The sequence below is a fragment of the Aliikangiella coralliicola genome (assembly GCF_007004725.1).
Taxonomy (GTDB): domain Bacteria; phylum Pseudomonadota; class Gammaproteobacteria; order Enterobacterales; family Kangiellaceae; genus Aliikangiella; species Aliikangiella coralliicola.
In genome coordinates this window covers 434,659-451,569 of record NZ_ML660160.1, presented here as the reverse complement: position 1 = coordinate 451,569, position 16,911 = coordinate 434,659, and the positions used below count along the sequence as shown (strand labels likewise).

The following is a 16,911-nucleotide window of genomic DNA, read 5'->3' as shown; positions in this document are numbered from 1 at the left end:
CTGATAATACAAAGCGTTGAGAGCAATAAAGCGCCGAAGATTACCTGCTTCGATATTACCAATTACAGTGATAAGATCAGTCCTATAATAACGCGTCAATTTACTTTTAACTTGTTGAAAATCAACTAACTCTAACATTTTGACCGCAATTGCCGTTAGATAAATTTTCCGGTTACTGGTTAGTCGAACAGAGTAGATTATTTTTTAACCATACACTCGACTAAAGCGCGCGTATTCTATAGAAGATGTTTTAAAATAGAAACGGTTTAGACTTCTCAATTTGCTATAAAAACACGAAAAATTGTGAAATATTTACATAGTTTACTGACTTCATTATCTTTTCAATAAAAATTCAAGATTGGCACGAATAACTAATGAAAATCATTTGCCTGGTACCATCGATTACCGAGACTCTGATAGCCTGTGAAGCGGATATTGTTGGTCGCTCACGCTTTTGTATTCATCCAGCAGATTCCCTTGACTCGATTCCTAAAGTTGGCGGCACCAAAGACATCAATTGGCAAAAAGTTGCGCACTTAGAACCAGATTTGGTTATCCTCGACAAAGAAGAAAATACGCTGGAAATGGCCACTTCTTGCCCATATGACTATATTGCACTCCATATCACCAGTATCAACGACGTGGCCGTTGAACTCACCCGTTTGGCGAAAAAGATCAGCAATGCGAAATTAGAACAAATAGCCAATCGCTGGCGTAAAGTGAGCACAACCAGCTATCAGTTACCTTCATTAAAAGATCTACCCGGTGTGATTGAATGGTGGAAGGAACCTACCAGTCAAACAAGCGTTGAATACTTAATCTGGCAAGATCCCTGGATGGCAATCGGCGAAAATACTTTTATTCAATCAGTGCTCGATTTTTGTGGATTACAACAAGCTAAAGTTAAGCAGCCTGAAAAGTATCCACAAGTTAACATTGAGCATTACTCCAGGGAAAATGTCGTGCTGCTTTTTTCTAGTGAGCCTTACCCATTTGAACGATACAAAACTGAAATGCTCGATCTCGGGTTTAGCTGTGGTCTGATCGATGGAGAAAAGTACTCCTGGTATGGGATCAGGAGTTTAAATTTTTTAGAATCTTTAGTAAGCCCTCTCAGCCTTAAAATAGAGGACTACTAATTTTTATTGGTCTATTTTCAAATAACACAAGAACTATTTATTTTTCCTTAATTCAACCTGTGCCGTTTCCATCATGACTAAAACTTCACATGGGGAATATTGCTCTAATAAGGAATTTGAACGATAGGTAGACCACTCTGCAATTGGATCAAAATCATCCTTTTTTCGAAAGTTTAATTGTTTTAGACCAACCAGACATTCTCCTTGCATTTTGGCATTCTTAAATTTGTCAGCAACTAAAGACGTCCCCTTGTAACGCTTGGCAATTGACTGATAATCAAAATTGGTTGCGGACAGGTTACCGGTAAACATTAGTATGAATAAAGCGCTAGTTAATAATTTCATTTGTACTCCCTGAAAAGTTATTTTTATACAACGACTGAATTAAAATGACACCTCTGGTTTCAGATATTCTCATAAAGGCGTGACTCGCTAAGTTGAACCAGAGATAAAATTAAATAACCTGAGATTAAACACAAAAAAGGGCCAGCAAGTTGGCCCTTTAATGCAAAGAAACTAGTGATAAACCAAATGTAAAGCTCTAGTCTCGCTTTTAAATCGGCGAGCCAGGAGGCATTTTGGGTAACACAATCAACTTACCGGTACCGTCAACTGAAAGATTTTCTAATCGTTTTGACTGATAAGCATAAAACCCATAATAACTCGATGTCTTTCTCACCGCTGTTAACTTCCTTAGTAAATAATCTTTTTCTTTCATCAACACACCAAGAATTTGCATTTTAACTTGTTGTGAAACTTTATCGCTGTGTAAAAGATTTAAATAATTAGAATAAATCAAATCAACGACAGATTGGTGGATACTCGCTTCAATTCCGTCATAATTCTGCTCAATAATCGCTTGATGGATATCTGTTGCTATCGAGTCAATCGATGGAATTGTTGGATCATTTGCACTTTGCTCAATTAACCTGGCAAGTCGCTGTGGGTTAAAAATGAGACCTAACGTGTGCTGAGCCGACGCACTGGCTAAAGCCAACTGATCAAAAGCAACACCAGTGTTGCCATGAATACTCTCGCGTGAACGATAATATTCGGCAGCTTTAGGCGGCAATTTAGAAGACAATTCTGGCGAAAGCTTTAAAAACTGGGGTTCAAGTGAAGATAACATCGATTTCAACGCCTGAGCTTGTTTTTCGCCGGAGACAACCCGTACTTTTGCTGGTTGGCTATTGCGTTTAATCGAATATTCGTACTCTAGTCCGCCTAGCCATTTAGCAACCGCGGCAATCTGATAGCGATGGAAATAATAAACCGGTACCAAAAGCTCTTCCAGATCAGACCAGGGCCTGTCACGTTTCAGATTGCGACTACCAAAATTTTTCAATGCCACTTCACGGATTTTCTTCATCGCCTCAAACTCAATCACCGCATCTCGACCGTTATCCCAAAGGCTTGCTTTAGCATGCGGGCTGCCTGGACTTCTGGCGTCAGGGTCAGAAATGTACAACAAGCCTTTTGAGTCATTTTGTGCAATAAGTTGCTTTAACCAGGCACCTTCTTTGTCGTCTTTAAATTCTTGATAACCATATGCAATGGCGGCCATATCCCACTTTCCAAGGCCGACGCCATATGCGTTGGGCGCAGAAATTTTATTTCCCTGTAATTGGAACTGTGGGTGTGGGTAATCCATAACAGATTCTCGACCATAAGTGCTTGCTGCAAAATTATGGTTAAGTCCTAAGGTGTGTCCAACTTCATGGGCCGACAATTGTCTAATCCTCGCTAACGCTAAATCCATTAGCGCTTTATCATCTTCATTTTGAGTAAATGGCGCCATTAACGCTTGCGCAATCAGGTAATCCTGACGAACTCTCAATGACCCCAGCGTGACGTGACCTTTAATAATTTCTCCGGTTCTAGGATCTGTGACCGATGCGCCATAAGACCAACCTCGTGTTGAGCGGTGCACCCACTGAATGACGTTGTAGCGCACGTCCATAGGATCAGCCGTTGCCGGTAGCATTTTTACCTGATACGCATTTTTGTAGCCAATTGCTTCAAAAGCTTCATTCCACCACATGGCGCCATCAATTAACGCAGATTTAACCGGCTCTGGTACGCCAGGATCCAGGTAATAAATAATCGGCTTAACCGCTTCGCTCATTTCAGCATCAGGATTTTTCTTCTCTAACCGATGGCGGCCAATATACCGTTTGGTTAAGTCTGAGTTAATTGGTGAAGCGTAATCCTGGTATTCCACAGTCCAGTAGCCGCTTTTCGGCAGGTATTGTCTCGGCTTATATCCCTTTTTCGGCAAGCGAACAAAACTATGGTGCATTTTTAAGGTAATCGCGTGAGCATCAGGTGCTGTTTGTCGCAAATAGTTACCGGGCTTGTTTCCGGTGAGAGTAATAATAGCTTCAAGTTCCGTATTATCAGGGAAACTGGTTGTACGAGGCATGTAGAAGGAAGAGCGAGATTTATCAACCCGATACCCACTACCTTGTTTTCTCTGCTCCAATCTTCGACCAACACCGTGAATGTCCTGCAACATGAAATCAGTGGCATCGACCAAAACCCAATTTTTGCTACTATCCACCACTGGGAAGCCCCACAAAACGGATGAAGCGAACGCCTCTTCTAGTGCTTTGGCTTCCTGTCGATTTTTAGTGATGGCGCGGAAATCAGTCGGGATTTGTTTTAAAAAGACTTTATTGCCTCTCTTTTCAAATACCGCCAAACGAGTGTTGCTTAACTGACCACGATCAAGACCAATATCGTTTGAGCCCAGCCCAGAGGGTAAGCTAGTCTGATAGATAAATTCTCTATCCAGGTTGTCAATTTTCAGATAAATTTTGTCTTCTTTTTTATCGTGAATGACCCCTACAAAACCTTTATCGACATTATAAAGCTGTTGTAATTCTGATAATGTTTTTGCCCCAACGCTTAGAACTGACCAAAAGAATACACCACATAAGGTGATCAGCACTTTTTTCATGATTTGTTCCTTATAATTTGAGCTAGCGAGTACAGATTTTCGTGATTCAACTAATTATTCAAGCTAAAAGCTTAGCATCTTCATTAGGGTCTGTTATTTTTCTCTCGCGCGTTCAACCCGCAGTAGTAACACAATATAAAATTGTTACGCCTTGAAAATCAAGCAACTAGCAAAACTTATTTGAATTAATATTAAGTTTAAGCCACGAATAACAATCCCTTAACCAACAATGATTGCTTTTACGCCGATCATAATCGGTTTTTGCTCTCCCATTCACTATGCAACAATCCATATTGGTACTGGTCCGTCCATTCACCATCATTCAAAAAATGCTGAGTAAAATGACCCTCTCGCTTCATGCCGAGTTTTTCCATGACTCTGTAAGAAGCGACATTTCTCGGATCACAACAGGCAATTAATTTATGTAAATTGAATTCACTGAACAAATAGTTAACTACTATCCTTACTGCCGCAGTACATAATCCCTGACCTGAAAACTTCTGGTTCAAACGATAACCAAGTTCTCCGCGCCAGTTCTCCCAATTTTCAATTCTAAAAGCAACATGGCCTGCAACCTTGTCTGCCTGACAAATCATTAATACATTCCAGTAGCCAACCGAGAGCTGCCAGTGACTGGATTGATGGTTAACAATTTCTTTGATCCGCTGGTCTGACTCAGGGGGGCGGATAAAGCGGCAATTTTCAGGGTCTTGCCGATAAGCTTTTATGGCCTCTAAATCATCATGCCGGCAAGGTCTTAAGCAAATGTTTTCTCCAGAAAGCGTTGGAATCGGCAAAACCTGATCGACTTCATACTTCATCTTTTCTTTTTCTCTGACTGCTTCTTTTCGGCTTTGCCAGTGCCAGGCTTTTGATTATTTTCATCTTTTTCCTTCGATTTTCCTGGCGCGCTAATAGCTTGGCCATAATAAAGAGCGTTCAGAAATACACGGCTGGTTCCAAGCCAAAATCCACGGAATAACGGATTGTCAGAAAACGCAATTAATCGACCGCTTCCTTTACCTTGAATTAACACACTCGTGCCACCGGCAATATGGTTGCTATTAGCTTCAGATAGGTACCCGGCAGCATGGGGTTTATCAGTAAAGCGCGCGACACTGACGAATGCCTCTCGTGGCTCTGTAAACACTCTTCGGCCGCGTTTAAAAATTGCTAAATCTTGATTGTCCAAACCGAAAGCGAGTGGATGTCCTGAGTCAATCTTTGCGTGAGTTATGGCCCCACCAATAACATGTTCAGCATCTACCTGGCTTTTATCCTGGTATGCAGCGGTTGTATCAACGGGTTTGTCGAATTGCTTAATTTCACTTGAAGTCCACCCCTGCGAAAGCAACCATTTGGCGCCACTGCTGTGCGCAACGATTATGCCTCCCTGGTTAACCCAACTTTCAATTTTTGCGACAGTGTCATCATCAAACTGATATTGGCCAGATACCAAAATCAGGTGGCTGTAATTAATGTGAGGTAGCTTTTTAAACTGGGTTTGAGTCATCATAGTGACTGGCTGTGAAATTCTTTGATCAAGTAAATGCCAAACTTCACCCGCATCATAACTGGAGACCCCTTCGCCAACAATTAACAGCGGATTTATCGTTTTTAAAACTGGCACACTCGGACTGCCCATATCCACACCAGATATGGCTAAACCACTCATTATTTCGATGGGTTGAATATCCAATTGCTTCAGTTTAGGTGCCAAATGCGCCAATATTTGACGACGAGTAAGCTTTTGGTTATTTAACATCAAAACAACGCTCCCAAGAGATAAAGAGCGATCACCTTGAGTGGTTTTGATCTGCGTGGGTTTGGTTACCCCCTGAACCACCAGTCCAAGCCTCTGTAACTCACCTAACAGGTTGACTACATTAAAGTTATTCCAATCAAAGGCAAGACCGAGAACTCGTTTATCTTCTGCAGAAGTTAGCTTTATTTGTCGCTTAGTTGCATCAGAATTGTTTTTTCCCAGCAACGAGCGAGCAAAATCTGACCGGCTCACAAATGAATAATTCAAATCAAATGCCGCGCCCATATTCCATGCAGAAACATCATAAAAGACTTTATCTTCAAAGGTCTTTCTCGACTCAAAAATCGACTTAATTAGCCGATATTGTGCCTGCTGCAACGGAATAATTGTGGCCGAATTCTTGTGAAAAACCTGGCCATCAATCTTTAAATCTTTAGCCAGAGGATAGTGGAGAATCTTGTGACCGTTCAATATTCGCTTTAGCTCATTCAATCGATAACGATCAGCAGACTCAAATACCACGGCACGTTGGCGATCAGCCTTAGCCATTTTCGCTGATTCAGCAACAAAGTTCGCACTCATCGACTTCAACTTATCTCTATTTTGCTGAGCCGCCTCAAGTGTCGAAAATGATGTAGTCAGGTGATTTTTAACGGCAAAGGGAAACCCTACCGTACCGTAAACTGAATCTTGTGCATGACCTCTAGCACTGGCCTGCTCAAACAAAATGCCGACAGAACCGTGAACATCTGGATAAGTGGAACCCTTGCCATAATAAAAATCGTCAAAATTTTCTTTGGTGTAATAAAGGCTGCCGATTCCATCTAGAGCCTTGGCATGATACTCCGCAATGGTCGCGGTCATCTTAAAGTTTTCTTCCGGCGTTAATGGATTTTGACGAGAATGAACACCTGGCTGGAAAAAGTATGAGCTATTGGTTCCCATTTCATGGAAATCCGTCAGGATATGGGGTCGCCACTGGTGAAACTTGCTGACTCTTGCGCGAGATTCAGGATGTTGCAGCAGCAGCCAATCACGGTTTAAATCAAACCAATAGTGGTTGGTTCTCCCCCGAGGCCAGACTTCATTGTGCTCCATGGTTTTTGGATCGGCATTGGGGATCTGACTTTTATACATATTGACCCAATGGGCAAACCGCGCCAATCCGTCAGGATTGAGCATCGGGTCAATGATAATGACCTGATTTTTCAGCTGATCCAGCGTTTGTTGATCATTGGCTGCAGCCAGGTGATAAGCCAGCAACAACGAAGCATTACTGCCACTAGCCTCATTGCCATGCACGCTATAACCCATCCAGGTAACGACTGGCACATTTTCAGACGGCGTTTTTTTATTTCCTGATTTATTTGACAGTCTTGCCAAATGAGCTTGTCGAATATCTTCCAGCCGCGCAATATTTTCGGGAGAAGAAATATAGGCAAGAATCAGCGGCCTCTTTTCGTGGGTGTAGCCAATCGTTTCAATTTTGACTCTTGAAGACTGGTCTGCCAGTTGGTGGAAATAGCGATCAATTTGCTCAGGACGCACATGCCACTCCCCAACCTGGTAGCCTAATACGCTCTCAGGTGTAGGAATTTCCGAGTTATATTGTTTCGCGTCAGGAAGGTAATACTCAAGCTCAACCGCCATACTCGATAAGCTAGACCAAAAACCTACTAATAAACCTGTTACTATCGTTATTTTTTTAATCATTCTTGTTTTATTCACTTTATAGTCGTAATTAAACTCATCCATTCGAAGCGCAGAGTCGTTCATTTGATTTACTTGAGCAATTTAAGTTCAATGTTTATGAACACGCTGACAACAACCGAGAATAGGTAAATTGACGTTTCAGATCAACGAATATACAGATATTGTTACGATAAAATAAAAATTAATTTTCGCTGCCTGTTCACCAATCGATATACGCAGATCATTTGGCGAAGTTAAAATCCACTTTTCATAGCTATTTACAATCAATTAATCAGTTTTTTATTATATCCCTATAAAATACATGGGATATTCTTCCCAGCTATCTGATAAAATAGGATCACTTTAGTTCTATTTAGCTTGTTAGAATGATTAATATTACAGATACTGCCCAGGAACATTTCTCCAAATTACTTTCTTCGCAAGAGGAAGGCACTGGAATTCGCGTTTTCGTTGTTAATCCTGGGACCCCTCACGCTGAATGCGGCGTGTCTTATTGCCCGAATGACGCCGTCGAAAAAGATGATATCAAACTTGAGTTTGGACTTTTCGATGCTTATGTTGACGAAGAAAGCGTTCCATACCTTGAAGAAGCCGAAATTGACTTCCAAACCGATGATATGGGCGGCCAGTTAACCCTTAGAGCACCAAATGCCAAAGCACGCAAAGTTGCTGATGACGCGCCGGCCATAGACCGAATTCGCTACATAATTGAAGCTGAAATAAACCCTCAACTCGCCAGTCATGGTGGACAGGTAGCATTAGCCGAATTTACCGAAGAAGGTACCGCTGTATTGCAATTTGGTGGTGGATGTCAGGGTTGTGGTATGGCAGACGTAACTTTGAAAGACGGTATCGAAAAAACCTTAGTGGAAAAAGTCCCTGAAGTTAAAGGTGTAAAAGACGTCACTGAACATCAGCTGGGTGAAAATCCTTATTACTAAGTTTATCAAGACCGGGCTTTATCTTCGTCAATTATAATGAACTGTCACCTGACTGACATTCAGTGTTTTACTTGTGTAATAACTGGATATTTTCTTGAGCAGGTGACCAGTGCTGATCGCTTCTGTTCTTAACTCATGGAACCTCTTAAACAAAAGTTGAAACAAATGGCTTTGACGCCCAAAGCCCAGCTAAAAAAAGTTGCAATCGGTACAGTCGGTTCGCTGCTTTGCATGTTCATCTTGATATTAACATCACCACAAGAAAACCAATGGCTGTTTTATGGTCTTTCAGTGACACTATTCTTTTTTATCATCTATGCAATACCCGGTTACATCGGCATTTGGGTATGGCGAATGAGAAAATTTCTTTTTGACATGGATTAGTTAAACCCGCGCTCTACCTTAAGCCTAAGCTTTCCTCGACGAGATAATCAGGCAGGCAGATTTTCTGTGCGAAAATCGCAAAATTTCAAAATTCGTTTTATAGTATTAGAATCACTGATTATCTGAAGATTACGCTAATCATTCATTGTTAAAAATTAGCACTTAAAATAAAAAACAAGGAACTGTCAAAATGTCATATGAGTGGTTTCAAGAATTATTGGGAAAATTACCCTTTCAATTGCTCGACTACCTGGTCATTAGTCTCAACCTGCTCATTTTTTTATTCGCCAAGTTCATCATAAAAATTTCTCCAAAGGCGACTTATTTTTCAACAACCAACAATCGAATGCTGGGCTTGCGCGCTATTAACCTGGCACTATTCAGTATTTACATGTTCGCAGCCGGGGTCGAAATTATTTTTGATCAGCCGATATCACATCTACAGCAGATTTCTCAAACAGGTCTTACTGTTTTAGTTGCCTACATTATCCAACACTATGTGCAAGGTTGGGTGGTTTACCGCTTTGGGAAAGCGAAAGAAATTGATGGTGTGACCTATCATGGCGAATCTTACGCCAGCGAAATTATCGGCTTAATCGGATTAGTCTTAGTTAGCTCATTTGCCATTTTAGTCATTATCAATATTTGGGAGCTCAACGAATGGTTGCAGGCGACATCTGTTATCGGCGGCATCCTGTTAATTTTATTTGCTTCTAAAGAGTATTTTCTTGGTGACATGATTAGCGGATTAATCATGCATTACAATCATTCGGTTGAAGCAGGCTCAGTGATTCGAGTTAAAGAGCTAGATACCATTGGTGTCGTTTTACAAATAACCTTATCACAAACCATCATTCGCGATTTGGTACAAAAACATGAAGTTACGATCCCTAATTCGAAACTCAGAAATTCAACGGTTGAGACAATATCGAATTGTGGAAAAAATGGATTTAGAGAGTTTCTAGACTTTAAAATTGGTTATGACCAGCCCTCGGAAAAAGTGCAAACTTTTCTGGAAAAAGTCTGGGAACAAGCTGCAGCAAAGGAAGCAGGAATAAACATTGACGCTAAACCTAAAATTGTCGTCATTGAAAATGGTGATCACGCCGTCACCTGGCGATTGCTATTTTATATCAAAAACCCTTACCGCTTGCTCGACTCAAGAAACACTATGCAAACCATTGCCTTCGAGCTGAGCCATCAAGAAAACATTGGGTTAAATACGCCAGTCACTCATCAAATACTCGGTGACCAGCCTCCCGAATTAGATAACTCAAACAACAGGCTCACTTCTGAGTGAAGCCAGAATAACTAAGATATTTACTTCTTGAGAATTGTTTGGAGTTAACAATTCTAACTGTTTCTTTTTGCCATTTTGTTTGATCCCAGTCAACTTGCCTTGCCCAATAATCGTTATTCTCAAGGCTACAAATTTCCAAACAGTTATCAGCCAATAGGCTAAGCTTAAACAGAATCTTCTGATTAAGTTCTTTTTAAACAACCTTACCAAGCCTGCAACATGTCGGAATTTAAGCGTTCGGAGTTTAAGAACATAGTATTCATTACACTTGGGTCAGCCATTCTGGCTTGCGGCGTAGCGTTTTTTCTTTTACCCGCGGAAATTGCAACGGGCGGAACCCCCGGCATGGCAATGTTGGTGCATTTTCTGACAGACATTTCGACAGGTGTGGCTATGTTGCTGATCAACATTCCGCTCCTCGCGATTGGTATTCGATTTATTGATTTAAAGTTCGCGATAAGAACGATTTATTCAATGTTGGTCACAGCTCTATCGGTTGACCTTCTTGTTTCACAAGTCGACTTTCCTACAATTAATAGCCTGTTGCTTTCAACACTCTATGGAGGAACATGCATTGGTGCCGGGGTTGGCCTGGTATTAAAAGGACACGCATCTGCCGGCGGAACAACAATTATTGCCAAAATTGTCTCCAGTTATTCTCATATTAAACCTGCGCAAGTCGTCCTTATACTCGACGCATTAATCATCATCGCAATTGGTTTTATTTTCGCGGACATGGAACGTGTGCTTTGGAGCATGCTTAGTATTTATGCGACAACTCAAGTGATCGATAAAATTTTAACCGGCGCAGTCCCGGAAAAAATTGTCCATATTGTCTCAGAAAAAGCGGATCGAATCGGTCTCGACATTACCGAACAATTAGGCCGAGATGGCACAATACTGTCAGGTCAAAATTTAACAGGCGAACAAAGCAAAAATATTCTCTTTGTGGTTGTCGGTGCGAGAAGAATTCCAACTTTACGCAATATTGTTTTGGGCATTGATCCAAAAGCCCTGATGCTGGTGATGGAAGCTTCAGAGATGTCGGGTTCAAGTCGGCGAGTTAACTAACCTGAGTTTGAGCTAAGAATAACTATTCAACAGTTAACAAAACACGAACCCTTTCAACCAATCGACGAACATCATCTAAACTAGAGTTTGGACTCATAAAAACCATTCGTAAGTAGCGTTTGCCATTAAAAACCGTTGAAGTCAGATGAAAACTTCGCTCTTTTAACAGCGAATCACGAATAGATAGCACTGTCGCATCATCAACCTCTGGCCTGAAGCAAAGAATATTACTTTCCGGGCAAACCGGACAATTAAGATCAGGTTGTTCCTCAATATATTGATAGGCTTGTTGCGCCAGCTCACATTGTTGATCAACATAATGACTAAGGCCTGATTCGCCGAGAGCAGCCAACACAAAAAAGAATTTGGTTCCCAGTGCAGACTTAGTGCATTCTATCGTTCTAGGCATAAAGTCAAATCCAGGCTGCTCCTTATCATGAAATAAATAACTGGCATCATGGTGCATGGCCGTGTCAAGAAACGCTCTTTCCTTAACTAAAAGCGCAGCACATAAAGACGGTGTTTGTAGCATTTTATGTGCATCCCAGATAATGGAATCTGCTTGTACGACCCCACGTAATTTATCCCGATGTTTTTCAGACAGCAGCGCCCCTGCTCCGTGGGCCGCATCAACGTGAAACCAAATGTTATGAGTCTGACAAAACTCCGCGATTGGTTCCAATGAATCGTAAATTCCCAATGCTGTGCTACAGGCATTGGCAACTAATATCATCGGCTTTTTACCATCGACCACTAACTGATTGAGCGTATTTTCTAATTGATCAGGTAATATGGCACCTCGTTCATCAACAGCCAGTTGATAAACGGAGTTTTTGCCTATTCCCATTATGCCGGCGGACTTTTCGATACTATAGTGACTCTCCGAAGAAACCATCACCGCCAAATCACTATTACTTCCCGATTGCCAAACATCTGGTTGGATTTTTCTCCGCGCCACGAGTAACGCCAATAAATTCGCCAAGGATCCACCGTTAACAAGTACACCGGCACCTGTGGAATTTTCTCGGTTATTTTCTGCGTAGGGGTTTGTTGACGACGGTTGCCAACCGACCTTTTCCAACATCCAGTTAACTACAAAATATTCAACACTCGCCGCGGCCGGCCCCATTTCATAGACAGCCATAGGATTGTTGATAAACCCGTCAACTAACGACGCTAGTGCGCCGGAATAATGCGGTGCCGCACATTGATGGCCGAAATAATGAGAATGATGAAGCCGGGTTGAATAAGAAAGATATTTCTTTAGGAAAGCGGCCAATTTTCTATCAGTTAACCCACCGGAGCGCACATAAGTAGCTAGGTCGAGTTCGTTAATAATCACTTCCAGACGCTCTTGATTAATAACGGGTTCGCTTCCTGAAATAGACTGTGAGAAAAATTGATCTAACTCACGAACAACAATATCTGCGTCTTGAATAAACGGCATAATTTCACCACCTAGACCTTTCTTATTTGTATCTTACAAATATAATAGGTAAACTATTTGTATCTTGCAAGTATTTACACTAATCTAACTGAATAGATTTTTCATTTCATAAAAAAACACTGAAAGTAAAAACCAAATGAATAAAAATCAAGTTGAAGAATTTCATCAGGAAATCGTAGAGTTGGTAAAGAAATACCAGTTTCGTGATCGCGAACAAATTGTCTGCTCAGGTATCTCCGTTAGCCAATGTTATATTCTGGAGACACTTCATACAAACGGCCCCTTAACCGTTAGCGAGCTCGCCGGAAAAATGCACTTATCGATTAGTACGATTACGCGAGTGTTTGATCAGCTGGTTAAAAAAGAACTTGCCGTTCGAGAAAGAGCTCCCAATGACAAGCGTGTTTATCTGTGTCATTTAACTGAAAAAGGTGAGGCTATTTATCAACAATCCTGGACAAATATTTTTGAGTCGGAAAAAGCCATCCTGGCGAACTTTCAACCTGAACATAGAGAAATGTTGATTGATTTTTTAAAGAAACTAAATCACGCTGTCGATCAATGGCAATCACAGTGTTAATCAAATTATTTTTTGAAAAATTTATTTCACAAAATAGTTGAGTGCTATTTAATCTGAGTGCGGGATAAGAACTGCTATCCAGCACAAATAAAAACGAGACCCAAGGTCCCGCTTTTATTTACCGAACAACATCACTTTTATTCTTGAGTCACTCGCAAGCTCGTATCTCCATGTTCGGGATTAGCTAACACCGAAAAATAGACCCAGCCTTCCGGCGGATTAGACATGACCATATATTCGGAATTTCCTGGTTCGGTAGAGGAAAATTGAGCATTATCCGAATCAGCCCAAGCTTCAACAGAGCCGTAAAGATCACCGTTTCCAGTGCCACCGCTTAATTCAACAATCAGGTTATTCGTTCCCGCATTAACATAAGTATAGAAATAAGAAATTCCGGTATTTGCGGCAACGCAAACCGGTGTTCCTTCTTCAACATTTCCTGTCGTCACCGGATCTGATGTTGCGCAGGCATCAAATTCCGAACCATTATCCGAAGCAGTATAATCTGCCACCAGGGAAACTTTCTTAATCTTCGAATAGGCTTTAACTACCACATACCATCGGCCCGGTTGAGGCTCAGAGAACTCACAAGTTTCTTCATTTCCTCTGGCGTCAGAAAAGCAATCGTTATCTTTTTTCGTCGGCTTACTACCGCGTTTAATGAGCAGGTCACCATCTCCACGACCACCAAAGAGATTAAAACTTAAGTCCGTTGAATTTGCTGGTACATCGATATAGAAGTTCAACTCTTTACTTGATGCCGCCTTCAAACCTGCTACAGTTTCGCCTTTGATTAATTCTGTTAAGTCGACACCGGGAGGGCTAGCCGGCTCTGTATAACTGGCGGTTAATGATACTCCTTCAAAACGCTCGTAAGATTTAATTTCAATCCACCATCTGCCTTTTCTGGGTTTCGCAAACTCACAAACTTCATTGTTGCCATCTTCAAAAGGTCGGCAATCATACTTGTTCTTTTTGGGCTTTCCTTTTGCCCTAACATAGAGGTCAGCATCACCGGTTCCTCCTGTAATTTCGATGCGTAAATCAGTGGCATTTTTAGGAAGATCAATATAGAACCTTAAACCTTTATTGGCTTTTTTAGGTGTCTTAAGTCCACTCACTGTTTCTCCGTTTTTGAGCTCTCGCTTATTTGGATCCGGTTCAGGCGTGGGATCAGGTGTGATGTCGTCAGTGTTGCTTTCAACTACCGCTAACCATTCATTCCACTCACTGTCATAATTACTACCAATTCCATTATTAATGAAATCTAAATAAGCGTCGTAATCACCCGCACGAAAATGCGTTAGAATTGTATTGACGTCATCATGGTGTTTTTCAAACATAAATCGTACGGCCAAGTATCCCCAACGATATACACGATCCTGGCCGCTGTTATAGTTGTTCGAAAGAATTTCGCTTAAAGAAAATTGTTGAGTACGAGCAAGAGCAATCGCCTCATCATTCAGATTTTTCCTGGAAATATATTCAGCGAGTCCTTCAATCCACCAAACAGTTTTATGCGTGTTTGTTTTAGCTGCACCAAAATCGCCTTTTAAGTTAAAACGTCCATCCAGATAGTGAACATACTCATGAGTTAAATTCCAGATATGAAAATCTGGTAGTAACCATTCGGCTTCATAAGCAATAAATCGCGCCTGATTATCAGGATTCGATGGGTTACCTTCCAAATACATACCACCATTGTTAGTGCTAATACCATAGAACAATCCAGCGTGAGCTTGATAGCTCGCACTGTTGTTAAAGATAACCATTTCCAGATTAGTATTATGATCATCTGCAACAGGGTTGTTATTCGTGCCGAGAACTTTGTGGAACAAAACTTCTTGTACCGCCAGCTTCTCACACGACTCATCAAATTGTGCCTCGGTAATTTCTTCTGCACGCATTTTCAAGCTATCACTGCAGGTATGGGTTAACGGCAAAACCTGTGCTTCAAGCTCCTGTTTAAAACCGCAGATGTCAAATTCCGCACATTGGCCTAAATAGTCGACTTGCTCCGCAACTCGCAACCAGACCGATTGACCTGGTCCGCCAATACGATATTGATCCAGTGTTTTCTGAACTTCTTGTTTCACCGTTGGATAAATAGCTGCGCTGGTATATTGAAGAAATCGTGCCAGCTCAGCAGCGGAATTTTCCTGTAAATAAAGTGACGAAGAATCGAGCATCCAATCTTGTCTGGAAAACTCGCCCAATTTTTTAATGAGTTCAACATCGTTGCCTGTTGCGCTCACAAACTCTGATAAATAGTGACCGCGAAAAAGTACCGTGAAAATTCCGTTGACCGCTCGGCGCATATACCATGACTCTGCATAACTCTCGTCCCAGCGCGTTAACCACTCTTTGACCATTGGTAGATAACGGGCATTTTCTTCTGCGCTGTCTACTAAAATAATCGCGTCCTGGATGTTTTTGCCATGTTGATCAGAGCTCGCGTAAAAATCTTTGTTATTGATCAAGTTGTCGAGTGCCTGACGAGTCGCACTCTTCACATCACTACCGTAAGGTCCAACATGGTCAGAACTATAAAATTCATGGTAGTAACCCGTTCGTATAAAGTAGTAAAGGTTGTTAAGTGAGTGGGAGCCAGCTTGAGCCGAATATTCCTCGGCAAGATCCGACGCAGCATTAGCGACTGTCAACATATTCGCCGACTGGAACGCAGCAAAACTGGTTTCATTTGCGTCGTACAAATCGTTAATACATTCACCAGGAGAGTTAAGTATGTGGTCAACTAACTCTTGACCGGTTTTCGTTCCATAACCAGCGGTGTCACAATCAGCCGCAGCGGCTTCAACATTTTGTAATCGTGCCGCGTTCAGAGTGTTTCGATTTAAATTTGAATCAGCATGTGAATGAGAATGTCTTAAAAGTTCCGTCGGCATTGGTTCTACCGGCGCAATTATTGAGGTATTTGTGTGATGTAATCTGTGCTTGTCAATTTGTCTCTCTAACGGCGCTTTGTCCGCAGCATTAACGCTTGCGCCAAAACACAGTGCTACAGCACTGATTAGTAGACTTTTCTTTTTAAAATTCATTTTAATTACCTTATTAAAATATTTTTTAAGCGTTACTTTAACTTCCACCCCTTTTCCAGGAAGTCAGCAAAGCGTTGGATTTTTCCGTGTCGCTTGTACAGCTTAATCAAGCTCATATTAGAAATAGCACACACTTTTCTTTGTGCGCAATAAATATTTATATTGTGTGCAATATTACCATATTGCAAATGCAAAAATATCGGCACAACAAGGCAAAAGAAATAATTTAATTAACCTGTATTAATAATATTAATACGGCATAAAACTTATGTAGGTCAGGTGATAGAGATATGTCTTACGGAGGTGTTTCTGATCCAGGCTGAAAATAGCAAACAAGAATAATTCGGCAAAACGATCTGCAAAAACTTATTGTTACCTGGGAAAAATAAAGCAAATTCTTAAGCTGATAAAATGTCGTATAGTTTTGAAAAGTAGTTTTAATGAGTTTTGGCAGTTCTCGTTATTGTCCCACCCAATGTCATCTCAAGCGCAGTCGAGAGATCTCCTAAAGGCTTGGATATTAATCAACACAAAGACTGATCTATTTGGAATC

The 16,911-nt window shown here is 41.2% G+C and carries 11 protein-coding genes; 5 read left to right on the top strand and 6 right to left on the bottom strand.

From position 1 onward, the window contains the following. Nucleotides 1–374: 374 nt before the first annotated feature. A complete protein-coding gene (locus FLL46_RS01645; RefSeq protein ID WP_142891677.1) occupies nucleotides 375–1,139 on the top strand; it encodes a helical backbone metal receptor in 765 nt (254 codons plus the stop codon). Nucleotides 1,140–1,172: 33 nt separating this feature from the next. Here FLL46_RS01645 and FLL46_RS01640 read toward each other — a convergent pair whose 3' ends face one another. The 4 genes from FLL46_RS01640 to FLL46_RS01625 all read right to left on the bottom strand — a co-directional run bounded on the left by FLL46_RS01640 (nucleotide 1,173) and on the right by FLL46_RS01625 (nucleotide 7,639). Next, nucleotides 1,173–1,484 carry a hypothetical protein gene (locus tag FLL46_RS01640; RefSeq protein WP_142891676.1) on the bottom strand — a complete coding sequence of 104 codons (312 nt, stop codon included), beginning with the start codon at nucleotides 1,482–1,484 and terminating at the stop codon, nucleotides 1,173–1,175. 208 nt (nucleotides 1,485–1,692) lie between these two features. Beyond that, entirely contained in the window at nucleotides 1,693–4,098 is a 2,406-nt protein-coding gene (locus FLL46_RS01635) for a zinc-dependent metalloprotease (RefSeq protein WP_142891675.1), read from the bottom strand. A gap of 248 nt (nucleotides 4,099–4,346) precedes the next feature. Continuing rightward, nucleotides 4,347–4,919, bottom strand: a complete 573-nt coding sequence (locus FLL46_RS01630; protein ID WP_142891674.1) for a GNAT family N-acetyltransferase — start codon at nucleotides 4,917–4,919, stop codon at nucleotides 4,347–4,349. Next, entirely contained in the window at nucleotides 4,916–7,639 is a 2,724-nt protein-coding gene (locus FLL46_RS01625) for a M14 family metallopeptidase (protein WP_142891673.1), read from the bottom strand. The genes FLL46_RS01630 and FLL46_RS01625 overlap by 4 nt, the downstream gene beginning before the upstream one ends. A gap of 302 nt (nucleotides 7,640–7,941) precedes the next feature. On the opposite strand from FLL46_RS01625, the gene nfuA reads away from it, so the two are divergent. The 3 genes from nfuA (at nucleotide 7,942) to FLL46_RS01610 (ending at nucleotide 11,272) form a co-directional block, all read left to right on the top strand. After that, nucleotides 7,942–8,517, top strand: coding sequence for a Fe-S biogenesis protein NfuA (nfuA, locus tag FLL46_RS01620; RefSeq protein WP_142891672.1), 576 nt, complete (start codon nucleotides 7,942–7,944; stop codon nucleotides 8,515–8,517). 574 nt (nucleotides 8,518–9,091) lie between these two features. Then, entirely contained in the window at nucleotides 9,092–10,201 is a 1,110-nt protein-coding gene (locus FLL46_RS01615; RefSeq protein WP_142891671.1) for a mechanosensitive ion channel domain-containing protein, read from the top strand. Nucleotides 10,202–10,420: 219 nt separating this feature from the next. Next, nucleotides 10,421–11,272, top strand: coding sequence for a YitT family protein (locus FLL46_RS01610; RefSeq protein WP_142891670.1), 852 nt, complete (start codon nucleotides 10,421–10,423; stop codon nucleotides 11,270–11,272). Between the two features lie 22 nt (nucleotides 11,273–11,294). Here FLL46_RS01610 and FLL46_RS01605 read toward each other — a convergent pair whose 3' ends face one another. Further along, complete coding sequence (locus tag FLL46_RS01605; RefSeq protein ID WP_142891669.1) at nucleotides 11,295–12,719, bottom strand: pyridoxal phosphate-dependent decarboxylase family protein; 1,425 nt, start codon at nucleotides 12,717–12,719, stop codon at nucleotides 11,295–11,297. Between the two features lie 136 nt (nucleotides 12,720–12,855). On the opposite strand from FLL46_RS01605, the gene FLL46_RS01600 reads away from it, so the two are divergent. Further along, the gene (locus tag FLL46_RS01600; protein ID WP_142891668.1) at nucleotides 12,856–13,299 is read left to right on the top strand and encodes a MarR family winged helix-turn-helix transcriptional regulator; all 444 of its coding nucleotides are present in this window, start codon (nucleotides 12,856–12,858) and stop codon (nucleotides 13,297–13,299) included. A 137-nt stretch (nucleotides 13,300–13,436) separates the two neighbouring features. Here the strand turns inward: FLL46_RS01600 and FLL46_RS01595 are convergent, their stop codons facing one another. Then, nucleotides 13,437–16,358: a M9 family metallopeptidase gene (locus FLL46_RS01595; protein WP_142891667.1), complete on the bottom strand. Its 2,922-nt coding sequence runs from the start codon at nucleotides 16,356–16,358 to the stop codon at nucleotides 13,437–13,439. Between the last annotated feature and the right edge of the window lie 553 nt (nucleotides 16,359–16,911).